Source organism: Paenibacillus sp. PK3_47 (assembly GCF_023520895.1).
Lineage (GTDB): Bacteria > Bacillota > Bacilli > Paenibacillales > Paenibacillaceae > Paenibacillus_AQ.
On record NZ_CP026029.1, the window covers coordinates 1,220,431 to 1,240,576 of the forward strand.

General features: G+C 51.1%; 10 protein-coding genes, 6 tRNA genes and 3 rRNA genes. 2 read left to right on the forward strand and 17 right to left on the reverse strand.

The genetic code is table 11. The features are described 5' to 3' along the window. Positions 1-25 precede the first annotated feature (25 nt). A complete protein-coding gene (locus tag C2I18_RS05545; RefSeq protein ID WP_249900280.1) occupies positions 26-901 on the reverse strand; it encodes an AraC family transcriptional regulator in 876 nt (291 codons plus the stop codon). 130 nt (positions 902-1,031) lie between these two features. Between C2I18_RS05545 and C2I18_RS05550 the strand changes: the two genes are divergently transcribed. Beyond that, the gene (locus C2I18_RS05550) at positions 1,032-3,017 is read left to right on the forward strand and encodes an alpha-amylase family protein (RefSeq protein WP_249900281.1); all 1,986 of its coding nucleotides are present in this window, start codon (positions 1,032-1,034) and stop codon (positions 3,015-3,017) included. Positions 3,018-3,730: 713 nt separating this feature from the next. Here C2I18_RS05550 and fucU read toward each other — a convergent pair. The 4 genes from fucU to C2I18_RS05570 are packed head-to-tail and all read right to left on the reverse strand — an operon-like array spanning position 3,731 to position 8,100. After that, complete coding sequence (gene fucU, locus C2I18_RS05555; RefSeq protein ID WP_249900282.1) at positions 3,731-4,168, reverse strand: L-fucose mutarotase; 438 nt, start codon at positions 4,166-4,168, stop codon at positions 3,731-3,733. Positions 4,169-4,189: 21 nt separating this feature from the next. Further along, the gene (locus tag C2I18_RS05560) at positions 4,190-4,840 is read right to left on the reverse strand and encodes a class II aldolase/adducin family protein (protein WP_249900283.1); all 651 of its coding nucleotides are present in this window, start codon (positions 4,838-4,840) and stop codon (positions 4,190-4,192) included. A 27-nt stretch (positions 4,841-4,867) separates the two neighbouring features. Beyond that, positions 4,868-6,304 (reverse strand): rhamnulokinase, encoded by a 1,437-nt coding sequence (locus tag C2I18_RS05565; RefSeq protein ID WP_249900284.1) that lies wholly within the window; start codon positions 6,302-6,304, stop codon positions 4,868-4,870. A gap of 29 nt (positions 6,305-6,333) precedes the next feature. Further along, positions 6,334-8,100, reverse strand: coding sequence for an L-fucose isomerase (locus C2I18_RS05570; protein WP_249900285.1), 1,767 nt, complete (start codon positions 8,098-8,100; stop codon positions 6,334-6,336). Between the two features lie 283 nt (positions 8,101-8,383). Here C2I18_RS05570 and C2I18_RS05575 point away from each other — a divergent pair, with 283 nt between their 5' ends. Continuing rightward, on the forward strand, positions 8,384-9,154 hold the full coding sequence (locus tag C2I18_RS05575) for a DeoR/GlpR family DNA-binding transcription regulator (RefSeq protein WP_249900286.1): 771 nt from the start codon (positions 8,384-8,386) through the stop codon (positions 9,152-9,154). 250 nt (positions 9,155-9,404) lie between these two features. On the opposite strand, the gene C2I18_RS05580 is transcribed toward C2I18_RS05575, so the two are convergent. The 12 genes from C2I18_RS05580 to ilvE form a co-directional block, all read right to left on the reverse strand. Next, the gene (locus C2I18_RS05580) at positions 9,405-9,770 is read right to left on the reverse strand and encodes a hypothetical protein (RefSeq protein ID WP_249900287.1); all 366 of its coding nucleotides are present in this window, start codon (positions 9,768-9,770) and stop codon (positions 9,405-9,407) included. 184 nt (positions 9,771-9,954) lie between these two features. Further along, positions 9,955-10,028: transfer RNA gene (locus C2I18_RS05585), tRNA-Arg, on the reverse strand. A gap of 6 nt (positions 10,029-10,034) precedes the next feature. Beyond that, positions 10,035-10,109: transfer RNA gene (locus tag C2I18_RS05590), tRNA-Gly, on the reverse strand. 55 nt (positions 10,110-10,164) lie between these two features. After that, positions 10,165-10,242, reverse strand: a tRNA-Asp gene (locus tag C2I18_RS05595). 15 nt (positions 10,243-10,257) lie between these two features. Further along, positions 10,258-10,331, reverse strand: a tRNA-Met gene (locus tag C2I18_RS05600). 36 nt (positions 10,332-10,367) lie between these two features. Continuing rightward, positions 10,368-10,443, reverse strand: a tRNA-Val gene (locus C2I18_RS05605). A 63-nt stretch (positions 10,444-10,506) separates the two neighbouring features. Next, positions 10,507-10,581: transfer RNA gene (locus C2I18_RS05610), tRNA-Glu, on the reverse strand. A gap of 1,211 nt (positions 10,582-11,792) precedes the next feature. Then, a 5S ribosomal RNA gene (gene rrf, locus C2I18_RS05615) occupies positions 11,793-11,909 on the reverse strand. Between the two features lie 147 nt (positions 11,910-12,056). Continuing rightward, positions 12,057-14,983: ribosomal RNA gene (locus C2I18_RS05620) — 23S ribosomal RNA — on the reverse strand. A gap of 400 nt (positions 14,984-15,383) precedes the next feature. Next, positions 15,384-16,939 (reverse strand): 16S ribosomal RNA (locus C2I18_RS05625). Together the 16S, 23S and 5S rRNA genes form the textbook arrangement of a ribosomal RNA operon. Positions 16,940-17,416: 477 nt before the next feature. Next, positions 17,417-19,084 (reverse strand): LysM peptidoglycan-binding domain-containing protein, encoded by a 1,668-nt coding sequence (locus C2I18_RS05630; protein WP_249900288.1) that lies wholly within the window; start codon positions 19,082-19,084, stop codon positions 17,417-17,419. 179 nt (positions 19,085-19,263) lie between these two features. Next, complete coding sequence (gene ilvE / locus C2I18_RS05635; RefSeq protein WP_249900289.1) at positions 19,264-20,145, reverse strand: branched-chain-amino-acid transaminase; 882 nt, start codon at positions 20,143-20,145, stop codon at positions 19,264-19,266. Position 20,146 lies beyond the last annotated feature (1 nt).

Consider the following 20,146-nt stretch of genomic DNA (forward strand, 5'->3'; position numbering starts at 1 on the left):
ACATCACACCGGCTGAGGAGGCAGCCTATTCCCTATGGCGCAGCCGCCTCCGGTACGCTCCGGGGGTCATGCCGAATCTTGCCTTGAACAGACGCGTCATGTAATTGGGATCGCGGATTCCGGCCCGCTCTGCAATATCGGGAATGCCCAGCACGGTACCTCCCAGCAGCTTTTTGACTTCTTCCAGACGCAGGTGCAGCACGTACTGCAGCGGCGTTGTGCCGATATGCTGCTTCATGCACCTTGTAATATAATCCGCCTGGAAATGCAGCTCCTCCTGAAGTCCCGCCAGATGAAACGGCTCTTTCCAGTGCTCATCGAGATAGGCCGCTGCCGCCCTGGCGAGCCGGACTGCCGGCTCGGGCAGCGCAGTCCTCGCGCATTCATCCTGCAGCGCTGCCATGAATGCCGCCAGCTGAACATGAAGCCGGAGGGCGTTCCCGGCGTTCAGCCGGCTGTGGATTTCGTTCATTTCATGCAGAATCGGCTCCAGCACCTCCAGATCAACAGATGCAAATTTCGGAAGGTACAGCCGCTGCTGGGCAGAGGGCTCTTCGTCCTCTACCGTTCCTCTGGCCAGCAGCGAAGACCAGGGAATCTCCTCTTGCCGGATATACGCCGGCTTGCTCTCATGAATGAAATGCACCCAGTAAATCTCCGTATCCTCCTCACAGCCGCGGTAACCCTCATGCGGCAGTCCCGCTTCCAGCACAAGCATCTTTCCCGGACCAATTGCATATTCCCTGTCTTGTTCTGCCATATAGAGCGTTCCCCGCTTTACCACCAGCAGATCGTATACACCAAACGTACGGGCGAAATGCCGGTCTCCCGGAGACCATACGGCAAATCCCACGGTAACGAACTGCGGCAGCGGCGGGATAGTAAATTCCAGACACAGCACCTTATCCTCTCCCTGTTAAGTCGGTTTTGTGCTATTTAATGTCTATATTATCACTGGCCTCTCCGGCTGAAAAGGGTTACATTGACAAGGAATAAGCTTTTCATCCTACCACATAAGGGGCTGTATATCCATGCGTTTTCGTCAGGTCCATCTCGACTTTCATACTTCTGAAGCCATACCCGGTATAGGGACTGAATTCTCCAAATCCCAGTTTCAGTCCATGCTGCGCACCGGTCATGTAGATTCAATCACTGTGTTCTCCAAATGCCATCATGGTTGGGCTTATCATCCCAGTGAGGCCAATGAGACCCATCCGCACCTCTCCTTTGACCTGCTGGAGGCAATGATTGATGCGGCTCATGAAATCGGTGTCAAGACACCGGTATATTTGTCTGCGGGCCTTGATGAAAAGCTGGCCCGCCGCCATCCCGAGTGGCTGATCCGTGATGCGGAGGACCGGACCCGCTGGGTGAAGGATTTTATGACACCGGGTTACCATGAGTTCTGCCTGGGCACGCCTTATCTTGATATTATACTGGCGCAAATTCTTGAGGTGGTCTCCAGGTATGACGCGGACGGTATCTTCCTCGATATCGTCGGTGTCCGGAAATGCCGCTGCCAGTACTGTGTAGCCAAGCTGCGTGCTGCCGGCAAGGATCCGCGTGACGAAGCAGCTGTCATTGCTCTGGGAGAAGAGACTTATCTGAATTATGCGCGCCGTGTAAGGGAAACGATAGACAGCGTAAAACCCGGCCTTCCGGTCTATCACAATAACGGCCATCAGCAGCGGGGGCGGCGGGATCTGGTCCTTGTGAACACCCATCTTGAGCTGGAATCTCTGCCGACCGGAGGCTGGGGATACGATCACTTTCCATTGTCTGCAAGGTATGCCCAGACGCTGGGGCTTGAATTTCTCGGCATGACCGGCAAATTCCATACCTCCTGGGGTGAATTCGGCGGCTATAAGCACCCGAATGCGCTGCGCTATGAAGCTGCCCTCAGCCTGGCCCACGGTGCCAAATGCTCCATCGGCGACCAGCTTCATCCTTCCGGCCTGATGGATGAAGCGACCTATTCGCTGATCGGCGCCGCCTATGCCGAGGTGGAGGCGAAGGAACAGTGGTGCGAAGGCGCGAAGTCCGTAGCGGATATCGCTGTCCTGTCTTTGGAAGCGGCGCTGGAGGCCTGTCCCGGCGGGCAGGCGCTTAAGGGAGAGCGCAATTTGGCGGATCCCGGTGCTGTACGTATCCTGACGGAAGGACACTACCTCTACGACATTGTTGATACGATGACGGACTTTAACGCGTACAAGGTGCTGATTCTGCCCGATGAGGTTCCGGTATGGCCGGAGCTGGCTGATGCTATTACAGCATTTACTGCAGGAGGCGGCAAAGTACTGGCTACAGGTCGTTCAGGTCTGAATCCGGCAGGAGATGCCTTTGCCCTGAATCTCGGCATCAGCTGGCAGGGGGCAAATCCGTATAAGCCGTCTTATTTCCGTCCGCATTTCACGCCCGGTGCCCTGCTGCCCGCTTCCTTTGTCATGTACGGCGAGGGCCAGCTGGTGGAGCTGGACGGCGGGCAGTCCCTCGGCCACCTGGAGAACCCGTATTTCAACCGTGATGTCTTCACATTCTGTTCGCATCAGCACACGCCAGGGACCAGGGAAGACAACGGCCCGGGCATGATCGAGAGCGAAGACGGTATTTATATTGCCTGGAACGTGTTCAGTGACTACGCGGACGGCGGCCATCTTATTCTGAAGGAGATGGTACTCCATGCGCTGTCCCGGCTTCTGCCGCAGCCAGTTCTGAGTATCAATCTGCCTGCACGGGGAATTACAACCCTGCAGTACCAGCAGGAAGAGCGGCGTTATGTGAACCATCTGCTCTATGCCGCTCCCGCGCTGAAGGGCCGCATTGAAGTCATCGAGGATATCGTGCCGCTGCGTGACATTTCCGTCAGCCTGCGGCTTCCAACCCGTGCAGCCATCCGGCGGGTCTATCTCGCTCCGGCTATGACGGAGCTGCCCTATACGGCGGGACAGGATGGCGAAGTTACTTACACTGTTCCTTATCTGGAGAACCACCAGATGGCGGTGATTGAGCTGGTGTAGCCAGCGCCAGCATCAGAATCAGAATCAGAATCAGCATCAGCACAGCATTCATTGTAACGGCGGCAGACTTTGTCTACGCACAAAATGCAGCGGCAGCCCCGGACGGACTTTTTACTAATCCGGAGCTGCCGCTGTATTTATTCTCCACTCCTATCCAATGCAGTTTGCTCAAGACTTCAATAAAGCGTTTTATGGTAGAACGCCATCCGCCGGGAGCACGCTCAGAGGAAGCTAAGCGGAATTTCTCCATCTAATTCTCTGAAAAATACCGGGATTACTCTACTAACGGGAAAAACTCCATTTAATTGTGCAGGTTTTGCCCCCAAAGGCATGTAATCGCCGAAATAACGGGAGTATTTCCCACTAATCATCGGAAATGATGCAAAAGGATAAAATTAGGTGGAGGAAATCCAACTGCATATCAATAAATCGTCGGCTCCATTCTCACATCCAGCCCGCCGGGCTGTTTCCTGTGGAGCTATGCCTAATTGCTCTATTCCGGTCCAAAAACCTTAGACGGTTGTTGCTTCATAGCTAAATCTCCTTTACAGCTGTGCAAACTTTTTTAGACAAAGCATATTTTCCAAACTGTTCATAAGTCCAGAGATGACTGTCCGCACAAAAAAGAGGCCCGGCAGCACCATCTGCTGAAGCCTCTCTCTTTTCACACTATACACACCTGTCTCCCATAACCGTACCCGCTCTCCAATTCTTTAGCGGTCCCCCGGTTTGACGACACCCTTCTTGATAATCACATTGCCGTACAAAGCCTCTTCCCCTGTAACGACAATGGCATAACTCTCCTTGGAACGGTTATAAAAAGCAAAGCGCTCCTCGTGCTCGACAGCAGCCTCCCCGTCATGCTTCGCCAGAATATCTTCATACGTCGACCAGATCTCCGGCACCGTAGGATCACCATCCACCACCGCCATGAATGCCGCCTGATGCGGTGCATAATGATCCAAGGGGAGCAGCTCCAAAATGGCGTCAAGCAGCGCAGGAATGCCTACTCCATCATATCGGATCACCCGTGTATGCAGGGCATGACCTGGAAAATTGGCATCCGCCAGCACAAGCTCATCCCCGTGGCCCATCTCCATCAATACACGGACCAGCTCGGGCGACAGCAGCTTGGGTATCTTCTTCAGCATGTTATTCCTCCCGGCGCAGGACTACATTCCATAAAATGATCTTAACGCAACAAGCTCATCAATCCGGTTCTGGGGCAATTCCCGCTCGCCGTTAATCATCCGGGTAATAAACGTCAGCTTGGCCGTATACTCGAGCCTTTCCATGTTCATATAGGCACTCATAACATCCTTGCCCCAGGTCAGCGCACCATGGCTTTCCAGCAGGACGGCTGTTTTTTTGCCCAGAAACGGTATCAGCGAATCCGGAATTTCTTCTGTAGAAGGTGTGCCGTACGCTGCCAGCGGAATATCTCCCATGGCAATAACCGATTCGGGCATCATCATTTTGTCCAGCGGCTCACCCTTGATTGCAAAAGCAGTCGCATACGGGGGATGGGCATGCACCACACCGTTCATTTCCGGCAGCTCATTATAAATTCTGAGGTGCATCTTTACTTCGGTTGAAGGCCGGTACCCTTCGGCTGCTTCAATGATTTCGCCCTGCAGATTAACCTTTACGAGCATATGCGGCTTCAGATAGCCTTTGCTGACACCGGTCGGTGAGGCCAGAATTTCTGTCTCCGACAAGCGTGCCGAGATATTACCGTCATTAGCGGCAATAAAATCCTTGTTAAACAGATTTCGGCCGATATCGCAGATCTGCAGGCGCAGCTCCTGTTCATAGTTATTCATGGAATTTCTCCTATCCTGAAAAATGTTTTATGAGGCCGGATAATAACGGGTAAAAGCATAAGAATGCGCGACAAGCTCTCTGATCCCCGGGACCTCTACTTCACCCAACGCCGCCAATTGGACAGCAATATTGCCGATGGCACTTGCCTCTACAGGCCCTGCGGCAACTTCCGTGCCTGCAGCATCTGCCGTAAGCTGGCACAGAAGTTCATTCTGAATCCCTCCGCCAACCATATGGATAATGCGGATGTTCCTGCCGGTCAGCTGCTCCAGCTCCCTGAGCGTCTTGGCGTAAGAGGCGGCCAGGCTGCTGAGGATGGTCAGAATGATCTCTGCCTTACTCTGCGGCACCGGCTGCCTAGTCCGGGCACAATACGCTGCTATCCGTCCCGGCATGTCACCAGGTGTACTGAACAAATCATCGTTAGGATCGATAATCGGGACTGCATACCCGCTCCTAATACTGCTGCGGGCAAGCTCCACGGCCTCCTGATGGGAGACCGGTTCTCCCGCTTCCGCCCAGCCCCTTTGACTTTCCTGCAGAATCCACAGTCCGGTGGTATTCTTCAGCAGACGGCTGGTGCCGCCGAAGCAGGCTTCATTGGTAAAGCCGAACGCACGGGCCTGATCCGTAATTACCGGCTGTTCACTTTCCATCCCGACCAGAGACCAGGTTCCGCAGCTGATAAAAGCGGCATCCTGCCCGGATCTATAAGGAATCGAAGCAACCGCTGAAGCCGTATCATGCGAAGCTCCTGCAATGACCTTAAGCGGACCGGTTCCCAGCTCCTCCTGCAGAGCAGGCAGCAGTGTACCAATAACTGTTCCTGCCGGGACGAGCGCTGGAATCAGTTCAGCCGGAAGTCCAAGCCTGTTCAGCACCTCCACAGAAGGCTGTGCCGAGTCTGCGGTGAGCAGCCCCCCCGTACTCCAGATTGTCTGCTCTGCGTAAGCCGCCCCGGAGAACAGGTAATGGAACAAATCAGGCATCATCAGCATTTTGTCCGCAGTCTCCCTGATCCATGGACTGGCCTGAAGATCGGCATACAGCTGGTACACCGAATTAATCCTGGCTGATTGATTGCCTGTAAGGCGAAACTGCTCTTCCTTGGGAAGCAGCGCTTCAAGGGCTGCTGCGCTGGCCTCCGTTCTCTGGTCCCTGTAATGATGCGGAGAATACAGCAGCTGGCCGCCCCGGTCGATGAAGCCGTAATCCACGCCCCATGTATCCACGCTGAGTGACGTAATTGAACCCTGCAGCTTAACAGCTTTCCGTATTCCCTGCTTCATTTCGTGGAACAGCCTCAGAACATCCCAATATAAATGTCCCTGCAGCTGTACCGGCTGGTTCGGGAAGCGGTGAATTTCTTCCACGGCGATATGTTCACCATCGTAGCTGCCGAGCATCACTCTGCCGGAGCTGGCTCCCAGATCCATCGCCAATAGCTTTATGGATTTCCCCATAGATTGTCGCACCTGCTTACTTTGAGGTTTTAATACAGCGGCCCGAAGTTTTGGCAGGCTCTGTAGTCTGCACTCTCCAGATCTGCTGTGCCGAACAATGACCATACCCGCGGTCTGAAAATGCGTGATTCCTCCACATTATGCATACTGACCGGAATCCGCAGGATCGAGGCCAGCGTGATCAGATCGGCACCGATATGCCCGTAGCTGATCGCCCCGTGGTTGGCACCCCAGTTGTTCATGACATCGTATACGCTTTTAAAAGATCCCTCATCTGTCAGTTTGGGCGCAAACCAGGTGGTTGGCCAGGTCGGATCGGTCCGCTCATCCAGCGTCTTGTGAACAGCTTCTGGCAGGTCTACCGTGAATCCTTCCACCAGCTGCAGGACAGGACCAAGCCCCTTTACCAGATTGAGCCGGGCCATCGTTACAGGCATTCCGCCTTTGGTTAAGTAATCGGTCGAGAAGCCGCCCCCGCGGAAATATTCCTGCGAAGCAGGACGGAACTGGGTCTGTGCCACACACTCCTTCGCTTCTTCGTCCGTAATCTCCCAGAAAGGCTTAATCGCCGGCTTGCCGTCTATCTTCTGCTCTCCGGTGCCGTCCAGCGCCGCAGAACCTGAGTTAATCAGATGCAGCAGCCCGCCCGCCGCTTCCCCTTCCAGCTTATAGCCGGTTACACGCTCAACAGCAGCAGGGCTCCAGTAGGTCCGGACATCCGCGAAGATCTGAGCAGTATTTGTAAGCAGGTAATTGAACAGCATCGTTACACCGTTCAGGCTGTCATTTTCGGTTGCTACGATATATGGGGCCCGTCTGCCGTTCCAGTCGAAAGAGGAGTTCAGAATGGTCTCCATGAAATCCCCGTTCGGAAAATGATCCGTCCACTGCCGCTGGCCCTGGAAGCCGCTGACAAGCGCATTATGTCCGTTCGCTTCTTCCTCAAAACCCAGCTCCGCCAGCTTCGGATTGCCGATCATGAGATCACGCGCAATGAGCGTCATTTTTACACAGGTCTCCCATTGCTGTTCCTTCTCCTCGTCGCTGATCTGCAGATGCTGCGGGTTATTATCTGCTCCGATCTTGCAGTTCTCCTTCACCCACGAGAGCGCCTTCGCAAATTCCTCTTTATCATAAATTTCTTCCTCAAACCGGCGCACGTATTCAGACATATCGATATACTCATTGCGCATGCCAAGGTAATCCTGGAAGAACTGTTCATTCACAATCGAGCCGGCAATCCCCATCGACACAGAACCCATCGACAGATAGGATTTGCCTTTCATCAAAGCCACCGCCATAGCGGACTTGGCAAACTGCAGCAGCTTGGACTGTACATCCGCCGGGATCTCTTCACTGCCTGAATCCTGAACATCCTCTCCGTAAATCCCGAAAGCCGGAATCCCTTTTTGCGCGTAAGCAGACAGTACTGCTGCCAGATATACCGCACCCGGACGTTCTGTCCCGTTAAAGCCCCACACCGCATGAGGAATCGTGGCATCCATATCCATCGTCTCAGATCCGTAACACCAGCACGGGGTCACTGTAATCGACACACCTACATTTTCACCTTTGAACTTTTGCGCAGCAGCTGCTGCTTCCTTGACACCACCGATTGTAGAATCAGCGATGATGCACTCTACCGGAGAACCATCCGGATAAAATAGCTTTTCCTCTAGAAATTTAGCTACACGCTGTGCCATACCCATCGTCTGGGCTTCCAGTGATTCGCGGACACCGCGTCTTCTTCCATCAATGGTGGGACGGATACCAATCTTCGGATAATTTGCTGCCACTGCTGTTCCTCCTCAAAATGAATGGTTAACCTCTGAATTAAAGCGCTGTCATATGATGTGGAGTGAGACTGTACCTTCCGGTGCCGCCTGATATTGAAATAAACATTGCATTAGTGCTGATAAGCTTAATTCATGTTAATAATAGAATCGATATTGCACAAAGTCAACAACAAACCACATAAAATTATATGTTTTTGTGGATTAATGTGATATTATTTAGAAACAGTGTGGGATTCAAGTGGGTTATAAACAACAGAAGATATAGATAAAGGGTGGGTAAGGCATGAAGGCATTCGAACGGCGGGATTTGATTATTAATGAGCTTTACAGATATAAAAAGGTGCATGTAGCCGATCTGGCGCAAAAGTTCCAGGTATCGGAAGAAACCATCCGGCGGGATCTGGATAAGCTCGATAAAGAGGGGCTGGCCAAAAAAAACTACGGCGGTGCCATTCTCAATGCGCACACCAATGAAGATCCCTCCTATGCGGTCAGACACCAGGTCAACCTGGAGGCCAAAGGCGTTATCGCCGGCAATGTGCTGGAGCTGATTAATGACAGGGACAGTCTGATGACGGATACGAGTACAACGGCTTTTGAGGCTTTACGCAAAATTACGGAATCCAAGCATAACCTGACTATTATCACCAACTCACTGGCAGTACTGACCGAGTTCCAGCATTCCGGCCATAAGCTTATTTCCACAGGCGGTACACTGGGGCCTGAAACCAGCTCCTTTGTCGGCCCTACAGCTTCCCAGACGATTCAGAAGTACAATGTGGATGTTGCTCTTTTCAGCTGCAAAGGCATTTCCATGACCGGAGGCCTCAGTGATTCCAACGAAGAGGAAAGCGAGCTTAAGATTCTGATGCAAAAGCAGGCCAGCAAAGTTGTTCTGCTCGTCGACTATTCCAAATTTGACCGGATCGCCTTCATCAAGCTGTTCAGCTTTGATAAGGTCGATTACATTGTGACTGACCGGAAGCCTTCGGAAGAATGGATTGAATTCCTGAATAACTACCAGGTATCGGTCCTGTATAATACGGGTATGTAAGCTGCATTCCACCGGAAAGGAGGTGAACTGTCTATGGGGATGATCAGTCCGGCCAGCTATCACGCCCCGTGGTGGCTTCCATTCGTACTTGTTGCTGTTGGAGCATGCCTTATTCTGCTGTTGTGGGTTGTATTCAAAAAGCCCGATTGAAGATATGTACTGTGCGCACGCATTTTTGTTAACGCTTACAGTCAGTTATAAAATAAAAGGCTTATCAGTTGCCTCAACCCCAGCAAATGGTAAGCCTATACTACAACATACTGGAAACTGCCATCAGGATAAGAATTACGATGATTAGAAATATGAAGAGCCACAGGACGCATTCCCGGGACCATTTCCGCCTTACAAAAATAATGGCGGGATTAGCCAAACCAGCAATCATATAAATGATGGTCAGCAGCAGAGCGAAGCTAAACACTGTAAAAATAGGATTCTCCGCCCGGGGGGCTCCGACGAAAATAATGAATAAAATTAACGCCGTCAGCACAAGTAAAAACCACCGGAAAAACCGGACGACCGGACCCGCCTTAGCTGGCAGATCATTAGTGTCGGCTGCCTGTTCCTTCCGGTACTCCTCTAATGTGCGGCGAAACGCCTCCGGATTCTCTTCCTTCAATTTCTGCATCTCATTCTGCATTTGTTTGGCATTGTGAATCCGCTGCCTTAAGCCCCTAAACAAATGACTTCCCTCCTTCCATAGAACTCATCCGTTTTCTTACTATTCTACCAGACCGGCTAACTGAACAAAAGAAAACAGACTTGAAATTACTCGGAAAGTAACTTCAAGTCTGTCTTATTAGCGCGCCCTAAGAGATTCGAACTCCTGACCTTTTGATTCGTAGTCAAACGCTCTATCCAGCTGAGCTAAGGGCGCATATTATGGAGCGGACGACGGGAATCGAACCCGCGACCCTCGCCTTGGCAAGGCGATGCTCTACCGCTGAGCCACGTCCGCACGGTATTTACTAGCTTCTCTTATTGCTGTGTTCTTATCCCGGGATCCATAAAAATGGCGGAACCGACGGGATTCGAACCCGCGATCTCCTGCGTGACAGGCAGGCATGTTAGGCCAACTACACCACGGTTCCAAAGTAAAAGGTTAATTGCGGGGGCAGGATTTGAACCTGCGGCCTTCGGGTTATGAGCCCGACGAGCTACCGGGCTGCTCCACCCCGCGTCATTAAAAAACATTATTCTCTTATAAAGAGTCTCATGGTGGAGGCTGAGGGGATCGAACCCCCGACCCTCTGCTTGTAAGGCAGATGCTCTCCCAGCTGAGCTAAGCCTCCATGAGAGAAACAACTTAATGATCTTATCATATAACGCTTATAAAAGCAAGCTTACTATGAATTTGGTGACCCGTAGGGGATTCGAACCCCTGTTACCTCCGTGAAAGGGAGGTGTCTTAACCCCTTGACCAACGGGCCGTATCAAAAGCGTTGTTCATGACAACAAAAAATATTATATCACGTATTTTAGAAACTTGCAATAGTTTTGTAATCTTTTTTTGATGTTTTCTATTGATGTGCCGTTCTGCTGCTTACTTTTCTATGTAATCGTCCTAATCGCCGCATATCCCTTTACACTTTGCTCCTTATCTATATTTTGGGGTAACGTTAGGCTATAATTAGCCTGGTCTTAACCTGCCCAAAATGTTCACCGCTTTCCTCCCTTCCTTTGAGCATATCAGCAGCAGATAAGGAGTTCTCTGGAGAAGAGTATAATTTTTGCTCCTGCCAAGAGAATTAAAATGACTCTCTGATATGAATCAAAGTATGCAGGCTTTTTTTTTGGAGGGAATTGTGGAACACGCTTAGCATATGGAGCGTGTTAAACGCGTACGGAACGTGCGGGAACTATATTAAGCGTAATGATAGCAAATATAAACTTTGCAGAGGTATATGAAACATGTGGAGCATGCTGAGCGTGTGCGGAGAGTATGTGGGATGTTGAGCGTGTATGGAGTGTGTACCTTAAGTATGTAGCGTGTTGTTTGTGTATGGAGCATGGGAGAGTATGTGAAACGTGGTAAGCGTGTATGGAGCGTGTGCCTTGTGTATAGGGCGTGAATGCGTGTATGGAGCGTTTGCCTTGAGTATGCGACGTGTTAAGCGTGTTTAGAGCGTGCACCTTGAGTATGCGGCGTGTTGTGTGTGTATGGAGCGTGTACCTTGAGTATGCGGCGTGTTGTGTGTGTATGGAGCGTGTATCTTGAGCATGCGGCGTGTTGAGCGTGTGAAACGTATATAGTAGTGGCATGTTCAACGTACTTAGGGCCGTATTGAAGCTATACGCAGCGTTAAGGAGACCTTATGCCATTTAGTTAGATTTTCTCCTACTAATTCCGGCTTTTCTCATCAGTATTTACAATTAGTTGGAAATCCTCCCTCTATTTCAGCGTGTTTTTGCTATTCAAGCGATTTATCGCATATTTAAATGGAGTTTTTCCCACTATCTTCTGAATATCGTACTATTGTAGAGAATTAGCGGGAGAAAATCCATTTAGTTTGATTAACATATGCACTATAAGACGCCATCCAGTATCTTAATCGCCGGTTGGAGCGCAATTCACCTAATATAATTATTTATTTTAAAAAAACAAAAGCTCACCGCTGATATAATCAACGGTGAGCTTCGTGCTTGGCGGCGTCCTACTCTCCCAGGACCCTTCGGTCCAAGTACCATCGGCGCTGGAGGGCTTAACGGTCGTGTTCGGGATGGGTACGCGTGGAACCCCTCCGCTATCGCCACCAAACGGGCATCTGCGGTGCAAATGCATAATTCAGGTCTCAGCATCGCCAAATGCTGAATACCAAACCTTCTTCATCAGGTTACTTGAACCTTCCGAATCAGAGCTTGATTCCTGAAAACTGAATCCGAAACGAATTTGTGTGTTAGTCTTTTGGATAAGCCCTCGACCGATTAGTATTGGTCAGCTCCATGCATTGCTGCACTTCCACCTCCAACCTATCTACCTCGTCGTCTTCAAGGGGTCTTACTAATTGGGAAATCTCATCTTGAGGGGGGCTTCACGCTTAGATGCTTTCAGCGCTTATCCCGTCCGTACGTAGCTACCCAGCCATGCTCCTGGCGGAACAACTGGTGCACCAGCGGTACGTCCATCCCGGTCCTCTCGTACTAAGGACAGCTCCTCTCAAATTTCCTGCGCCCACGACAGATAGGGACCGAACTGTCTCACGACGTTCTGAACCCAGCTCGCGTACCGCTTTAATGGGCGAACAGCCCAACCCTTGGGACCTACTTCAGCCCCAGGATGCGATGAGCCGACATCGAGGTGCCAAACCTCCCCGTCGATGTGGACTCTTGGGGGAGATAAGCCTGTTATCCCCAGGGTAGCTTTTATCCGTTGAGCGATGGCCCTTCCATGCGGTACCACCGGATCACTAAGTCCGACTTTCGTCCCTGCTCGACTTGTAGGTCTCGCAGTCAAGCTCCCTTATGCCTTTGCACTCTTCGAATGATTTCCAACCATTCTGAGGGAACCTTTGAACGCCTCCGTTACTCTTTAGGAGGCGACCGCCCCAGTCAAACTGCCCGCCTGACACGGTCCCTGTACCCGTTTAGGGTACCAGGTTAGAACCTAGATACGATCAGGGTGGTATCCCAACGGCGCCTCCACAGAAGCTTGCGCTCCTGCTTCTACGGCTCCCACCTATCCTGTACAGATCGTACCCAAATTCAATATCAAGCTGCAGTAAAGCTCCATGGGGTCTTTCCGTCTTGTCGCGGGTAACCTGCATCTTCACAGGTATTAAAATTTCACCGGATCTCTCGTTGAGACAGCGCCCAAGTCGTTACGCCATTCGTGCGGGTCAGAATTTACCTGACAAGGAATTTCGCTACCTTAGGACCGTTATAGTTACGGCCGCCGTTTACTGGGGCTTCGGTTCATAGCTTCGGATTGCTCCTAACCACTCCCCTTAACCTTCCAGCACCGGGCAGGCGTCAGCCCGTATACTTCGCCTTGCGGCTTCGCACAGACCTGTGTTTTTGCTAAACAGTCGCTTGGGCCTTTTCACTGCGGCCCCCTCGGGCTATTCACCCTACCGAGGCACCCCTTCTCCCGAAGTTACGGGGTCATTTTGCCGAGTTCCTTAACGAGAGTTCTTCCGCGCGCCTTAGAATTCTCTTCTCGCCTACCTGTGTCGGTTTGCGGTACGGGCACCTTCTCCTGGCTAGAGGCTTTTCTTGGCAGTGTGAGATCATGACCTTCGCTACTGTAATTTTCGCTCCCCATCACAGCCCAGCCTTACGGTGTGCGGATTTGCCTGCACACCAGCCTCACTGCTTAGACGGACATCCATCAGTCCGCGTCACTACCCTCCTGCGTCACCCCATCGCTCATAGCGGATTACGGTGGTACAGTAATTTCAAACTGTTGTCCTTCGACTACGCCTGTCGGCCTCGCCTTAGGTCCCGACTTACCCTGAGCGGACGAGCCTTCCTCAGGAAACCTTGGGCTTTCGGCGGATCAGATTCTCACTGATCTTTTCGTTACTCATACCGGCATTCTCACTTGTGTACTCTCCAGCGCTCCTTACGGTACACCTTCAACGCATACACAACGCTCCCCTACCCCTGATGCATACGCATCAAGCCATAGCTTCGGTGGTGTGTTTAGCCCCGTTACATTTTCGGCGCAGAGTCACTCGACCAGTGAGCTATTACGCACTCTTTCAATGGTGGCTGCTTCTAAGCCAACATCCTGGTTGTCTGTGCAACTCCACATCCTTTCCCACTTAACACACACTTGGGGACCTTAGCTGATGGTCTGGGCTGTTTCCCTTTTGACAATGGATCTTAGCACTCACTGTCTGACTCCCGGCAAGAAGTAAATGGCATTCGGAGTTTGACTGAGCTTGGTAACCCTTGCGGGCCCCGCACCCAATCAGTGCTCTACCTCCACCACTCCATTCACCGAGGCTAGCCCTAAAGCTATTTCGGGGAGAACCAGCTATCTCCGAGTTCGATTGGAATTTCTCCGCTACCCCCACCTCATCCCCGCACTTTTCAACGTACGTGGGTTCGGGCCTCCAGTGCGTGTTACCGCACCTTCACCCTGGACAGGGGTAGATCACACGGTTTCGGGTCTACGTCCACATACTCAGTCGCCCTATTCAGACTCGCTTTCGCTGCGGCTCCGGCTTCTCACCTTAACCTTGCATGTTAAACGTAACTCGCCGGTTCATTCTACAAAAGGCACGCCATCATCCATATAGAGGACTCTGACTTCTTGTAAGCACACGGTTTCAGGTTCTATTTCACTCCCCTTCCGGGGTGCTTTTCACCTTTCCCTCACGGTACTGATTCACTATCGGTCGCCAGGTAGTATTTAGCCTTAGCAGATGGTCCTGCTGGATTCATACGGGGTTTCACGTGCCCCGCACTACTCGGGATCCGTCTCGGAGGGGTTAAACTTTTGGCTACAGGGCTTTTACCTCTATCGCGGGCCTTTCCAGACCTCTTCGCCTAACCTAACCTTTTGTAACTCCATGTGAGACGTCCCACAACCCCAGGAGGCAAGCCCCCTGGTTTAGGCTGTTCCGCGTTCGCTCGCCGCTACTGACGGAATCACTATTGTTTTCTCTTCCTCAGGGTACTTAGATGTTTCAGTTCCCCTGGTCTGCCTCAACACATCCTATGTATTCAGATGTGAGTGACTGCGAATTACCACAGCCGGGTTTCCCCATTCGGACACCCCCGGATCAAAGCTTGCTTACAGCTCCCCGAGGCAGTTTCGTTGTTCGCCACGTCCTTCGTCGGCTCCTGGCGCCTAGGCATCCTCCGTGTGCTCTTATTAGCTTAACCAACGCTACGGTGTTTCGCTTGTTTGCTCATCTTGTTTTGAATAGCGCGTCCGGATCACTCCGTACGCTAGAATATTCAAAGCCAAAAGTCGCTTCACAATCGAAAACCTTCGCTTTCAGCATCGCTATTAAATCTGCACTTGTTTACACAAGTTCAGCTTAAAGGAATGTTCTAAAACGCAAATTCGTTTCGGTATCCAGTTTTCAAGGATCAAGTGTTCCGGATTTAACCCCGGAAGAAGATCATATCATATTTCAAAACCTCTTGACTACAAGCAAGTTTTGGAAAAGATATGCCTTTGAGAGCTTAAACTCTCAAAACTGAGCAACGAGTGAGTAACTAACCGACCGGTTAGATTTAAGATTTGAATGTCTTCATTGCAGAAGACGATTCTCCATAGAAAGGAGGTGATCCAGCCGCACCTTCCGATACGGCTACCTTGTTACGACTTCACCCCAATCATCTACCCCACCTTCGGCGGCTGGCTCCCTTGCGGGTTACCCCACCGACTTCGGGTGTTGTAAACTCTCGTGGTGTGACGGGCGGTGTGTACAAGACCCGGGAACGTATTCACCGCGGCATGCTGATCCGCGATTACTAGCAATTCCGACTTCATGCAGGCGAGTTGCAGCCTGCAATCCGAACTGAGACCGGCTTTGCTGGGATTGGCTCCACCTCGCGGCTTCGCTTCCCGTTGTACCGGCCATTGTAGTACGTGTGTAGCCCAGGTCATAAGGGGCATGATGATTTGACGTCATCCCCACCTTCCTCCGGTTTGTCACCGGCAGTCACTCTAGAGTGCCCAGCCTTACCTGCTGGCAACTAAAGTCAAGGGTTGCGCTCGTTGCGGGACTTAACCCAACATCTCACGACACGAGCTGACGACAACCATGCACCACCTGTCTCCTCTGTCCCGAAGGCCGCCTCTATCTCTAGAGGATTCAGAGGGATGTCAAGACCTGGTAAGGTTCTTCGCGTTGCTTCGAATTAAACCACATACTCCACTGCTTGTGCGGGTCCCCGTCAATTCCTTTGAGTTTCAGTCTTGCGACCGTACTCCCCAGGCGGAGTGCTTACTGTGTTAACTTCGGCACCAAGGGTATCGAAACCCCTAACACCTAGCACTCATCGTTTACGGCGTGGACTACCAGGGTATCTAATCCTGTTTGCTCCCCACGCTTTCGCGCCTCAGCGTCAGTTACAGCCCAGAAAGTCGCCTTCGCCACTGGTGTTCCTCCACATCTCTACGCATTTCACCGCTACACGTGGAATTCCACTTTCCTCTTCTGTACTCAAGCGACCCAGTTTCCAGTGCGACCCCAGGTTGAGCCCAAGGTTTAAACACCAGACTTAAATCGCCGCCTGCGCGCGCTTTACGCCCAATAATTCCGGACAACGCTTGCCCCCTACGTATTACCGCGGCTGCTGGCACGTAGTTAGCCGGGGCTTTCTTCTCAGGTACCGTCACTCCGGCAGCAGTTACTCTACCGGACGTTCTTCCCTGGCAACAGAGCTTTACGATCCGAAAACCTTCATCACTCACGCGGCGTTGCTCCGTCAGGCTTTCGCCCATTGCGGAAGATTCCCTACTGCTGCCTCCCGTAGGAGTCTGGGCCGTGTCTCAGTCCCAGTGTGGCCGTTCACCCTCTCAGGTCGGCTACGCATCGTCGCCTTGGTGAGCCGTTACCTCACCAACTAGCTAATGCGCCGCAGGCCCATCCCGTAGTGACAGATTGCTCCGTCTTTCATTCTTCCTTCAGGAGAAAAAAGAAATTATCCGGTATTAGCTACCGTTTCCGGTAGTTATCCCAGACTATGGGGCAGGTTGCCTACGTGTTACTCACCCGTCCGCCGCTAAGTTAATCTGGAGCAAGCTCCATCATAACTCCGCTCGACTTGCATGTATTAGGCACGCCGCCAGCGTTCGTCCTGAGCCAGGATCAAACTCTCCAATTAGTATTGAAAAGAGCGATAGCTCATTTTGAAACATCTGACGAGAATTTGCATTCTCATTTTGGATCTCACCGAAGTGATTTCCAGGTACTCACTCGTTGTTCAGTTTTCAAAGATCAAGCTCGTTGTTAGCAGCGATCATCTCGTCACCAGCAACTTTTATAATATATCATGTTTTTCATTTGATTGCAACATTTATTTTTCAACTCATGTTGACCACATTATGATTATCATGACCAGTCACTCTCAAAAATTCATGCTGTTCGCGACTGGATTTATACTATAACATGTTATCTTTAATATAGACAACAACATGTTATCTTTAATATAGACAACCTGAAAAATCTCCCATTTATTTTCCGGTACATAGGTCACCGTTGGTAATAGTATACCCCGTCTTCCTTCCTACGATCACATCATAAAATACGGACCTGCAACTATAGATGCAGGTCCGCATGCTCAATCTTTATTGAAAATGTTTCAATTCGCTCTCCACGGATTACGCTTTTTTGAGGCAGCATTGCCCCGCCCGATTTGGCCGGAACGTTGTTTGGTTCCAGTTTTATTAGGCTTACCCGTGTCTTGACCGGAAACTTTCGCTTTAGGAGCCCCTGTTTTTCCCGCTCCCGTTTTGCCCTTGACAGTCTTCTCTACATTTTCTGTGTTCACCGTTTCCGCCTTATTCTCTGCCACAAGCTCCGGCTCCAGAATTTCCGGTACCCGGTTATGGTGCCCAAAGTTCTCTGCGCCGGGATATACCGGGTAATCCGGAATCGGAGGAATAGAGGCTGCAGCAGCCGCATTAGGTTGGGGTAAAACGTTCGCTTCGTAAGGCGCGATGTTTTCTCCATAATGAGGAATATTCGCTCCATAAGGTGAAATGTTCGCTCCAAAAGGCGAAATGTTCGCTCCATAAGGTGAAATAGCTTCAGGCTGCGGATAATAAGGCGGCATGTTATTAAACGCAGCCTGTTCATAAGAATATGGCTGGATCTGCTGTCCGCCGCCGCAGCCGCAAGCCGGCCACGGAAGGTTTACCTGCTGCGCTCCATATTGCGGAACAGCATATGGAGAATACTCGGTGGCCGGCCCTATTCCATGTAAAGGCATATTAGCGTATTCCGGTGCTGCATTTGGCTGCCAGGCATTCGGAAAATCAGCTGCCGGATAGACGCTGCCCGGATATGCATAAGGAGATACACAATCCGGCATATACACAGCAGGCTGTACATAATTCGGTACGGAGTTAATCCCCATTACAGGCATCGGCTCATAATATGGCTGTACCGGCGGCTGAGAATCAAAGAAATACGGATTCTCGTGCAGGCCGGGGTAACCGGCTGTTTTATCGCAGGACGGTGCTTTATGGCTTTCATGATATACCGGCTGTATTTCAGTCTTCTCTTTTTCTTTGGGGATTTCATGAGCTATTGCTTCCTGGGCAGGAACGGTAATTTGTACAAACAGACTTTGTGTCTCATGCACCACCTCCTGGACAGGAACAGGAATAATTTCAGGAGCCTGGTTCGGCAGAGGAGCATTTACCGGAGCTGGCGCCGGGGCGGGCACTGGAGTGGGCACCGGAACAGGGGCGGGTACAGGTACAGGGACGGGAGCAGCGATCGGCGACGTCTCCGGAACAGGCTGTTCCTTGGGTCCGGTGTAGGTTTTTCCGCCTACTTTGGTTTTATCTATTACTGCCGGTGATACTGCCTGCGGCTGAACCGGTGCAGGGTTTTCATTGGCCTCTGGGTCTTGCGCTTCAACCGGAGTAATGTTTCCTTGTATAGACTGGGGCTGAATAGGAGACGTACTTGTTTTCTTGGGAATATTCACAACCTCGCCCGTCAAAAGAGCATTCGGATTTTTAAGCTGGGGATTGGCATCAATGAGTTCCTTCAGTGTGATTCCCCACGCCTTTGACAGTTTCCAGAGCGTATCTCCCTGTTTTACAGTATGCTTGTAATAGAGCTCGTTGTTATCCGGTACAGCTACCGGAGCCGCAGGAATTTTGACCTTCTCCCCGACCGTAAGAGCATCAGGATTGCTGATCTGCGGATTGGCCTCCACTATTTTTTGCAGCGGCACTCCATATTTTTGCGATAATGCATACAGTGAATCGCCTTGTTTGACAATGTGTATTCTCACGCAGCATGAACCTCCTAAAATTTAATGGCATACTTATCCCCGGATAAGCCCGTCATCCGGTACAGCCGCCTCCTTCGTTACTACATCTTATGCAGCCCATGGGCGATTGACATCACCGGAACAAAAAAAATCCTTTCATGACAAGCATGAAAGGATTTGTAACTTCAATTTTTGCAGCTTTACTCCCAAACCTTGTAACCGTCTTTATCCACGACATTGCGGAATTCCTCTAGCAATTGCAGGGTAATCGGTCCGGCATGGCCTTCGCCGATAATCCGTCCGTCAATCTCACGGGCAGCGATAACTTCAGCTGCAGTACCGGTGAAGAAAACTTCATCAGCAATATATACATCATGCATGGTGAAAGGCACTTCCTTAAGCGGAAGCCCCAGCTTCTCACACAATTCAATAATGGCAAGGCGGGTAATTCCCTCAAGAGCTCCAAGATAGCAAGGCGGCGTATAGACTACACCATTTTTGATAATGAAGATGTTATCGCCCGAGCCTTCCGTAACATATCCTTGAGCATTCATCATGATCGCTTCGTCAGCTTCCGCCAGATTGGACTGGATTTTGACGAGAATGTTGTTGAGATAGTTAAGCGATTTGATCTTCGGGTTCAGTGCATCCGGGATATTGCGGCGCTGGGATACAGAAACTGCGCGCAGCCCGTTCAGATAAGCCTGTTCAGGATAGATGGCCAGCTGCTCTACAATAATGATTACACTGGCTTTCGGGCAGCGGCGCGGATCAAGCCCCAGGTTCCCCGGGCCCCGCGATACAATCAGGCGGATATATCCGTTGCGCATATCGTTCAGACGAATGGTCTCTGCCATAGCGGCCAGCATTTCATCATAGGTCAGCGGGATATCCAGCATGATCGATTTGGCCGAATCATACAGTCTGTCCAGATGCTCTTTGCATTTAAAAATATTGCCGTTATAAATACGGATGCCTTCGAAAATACCGTCTCCGTAAAGGAATCCGTGATCAAAAACAGATACCTTTGCATTTTCTTTTGTTACGTGTTGTCCATCCAGATAGATCCATTGCTCAGCCATG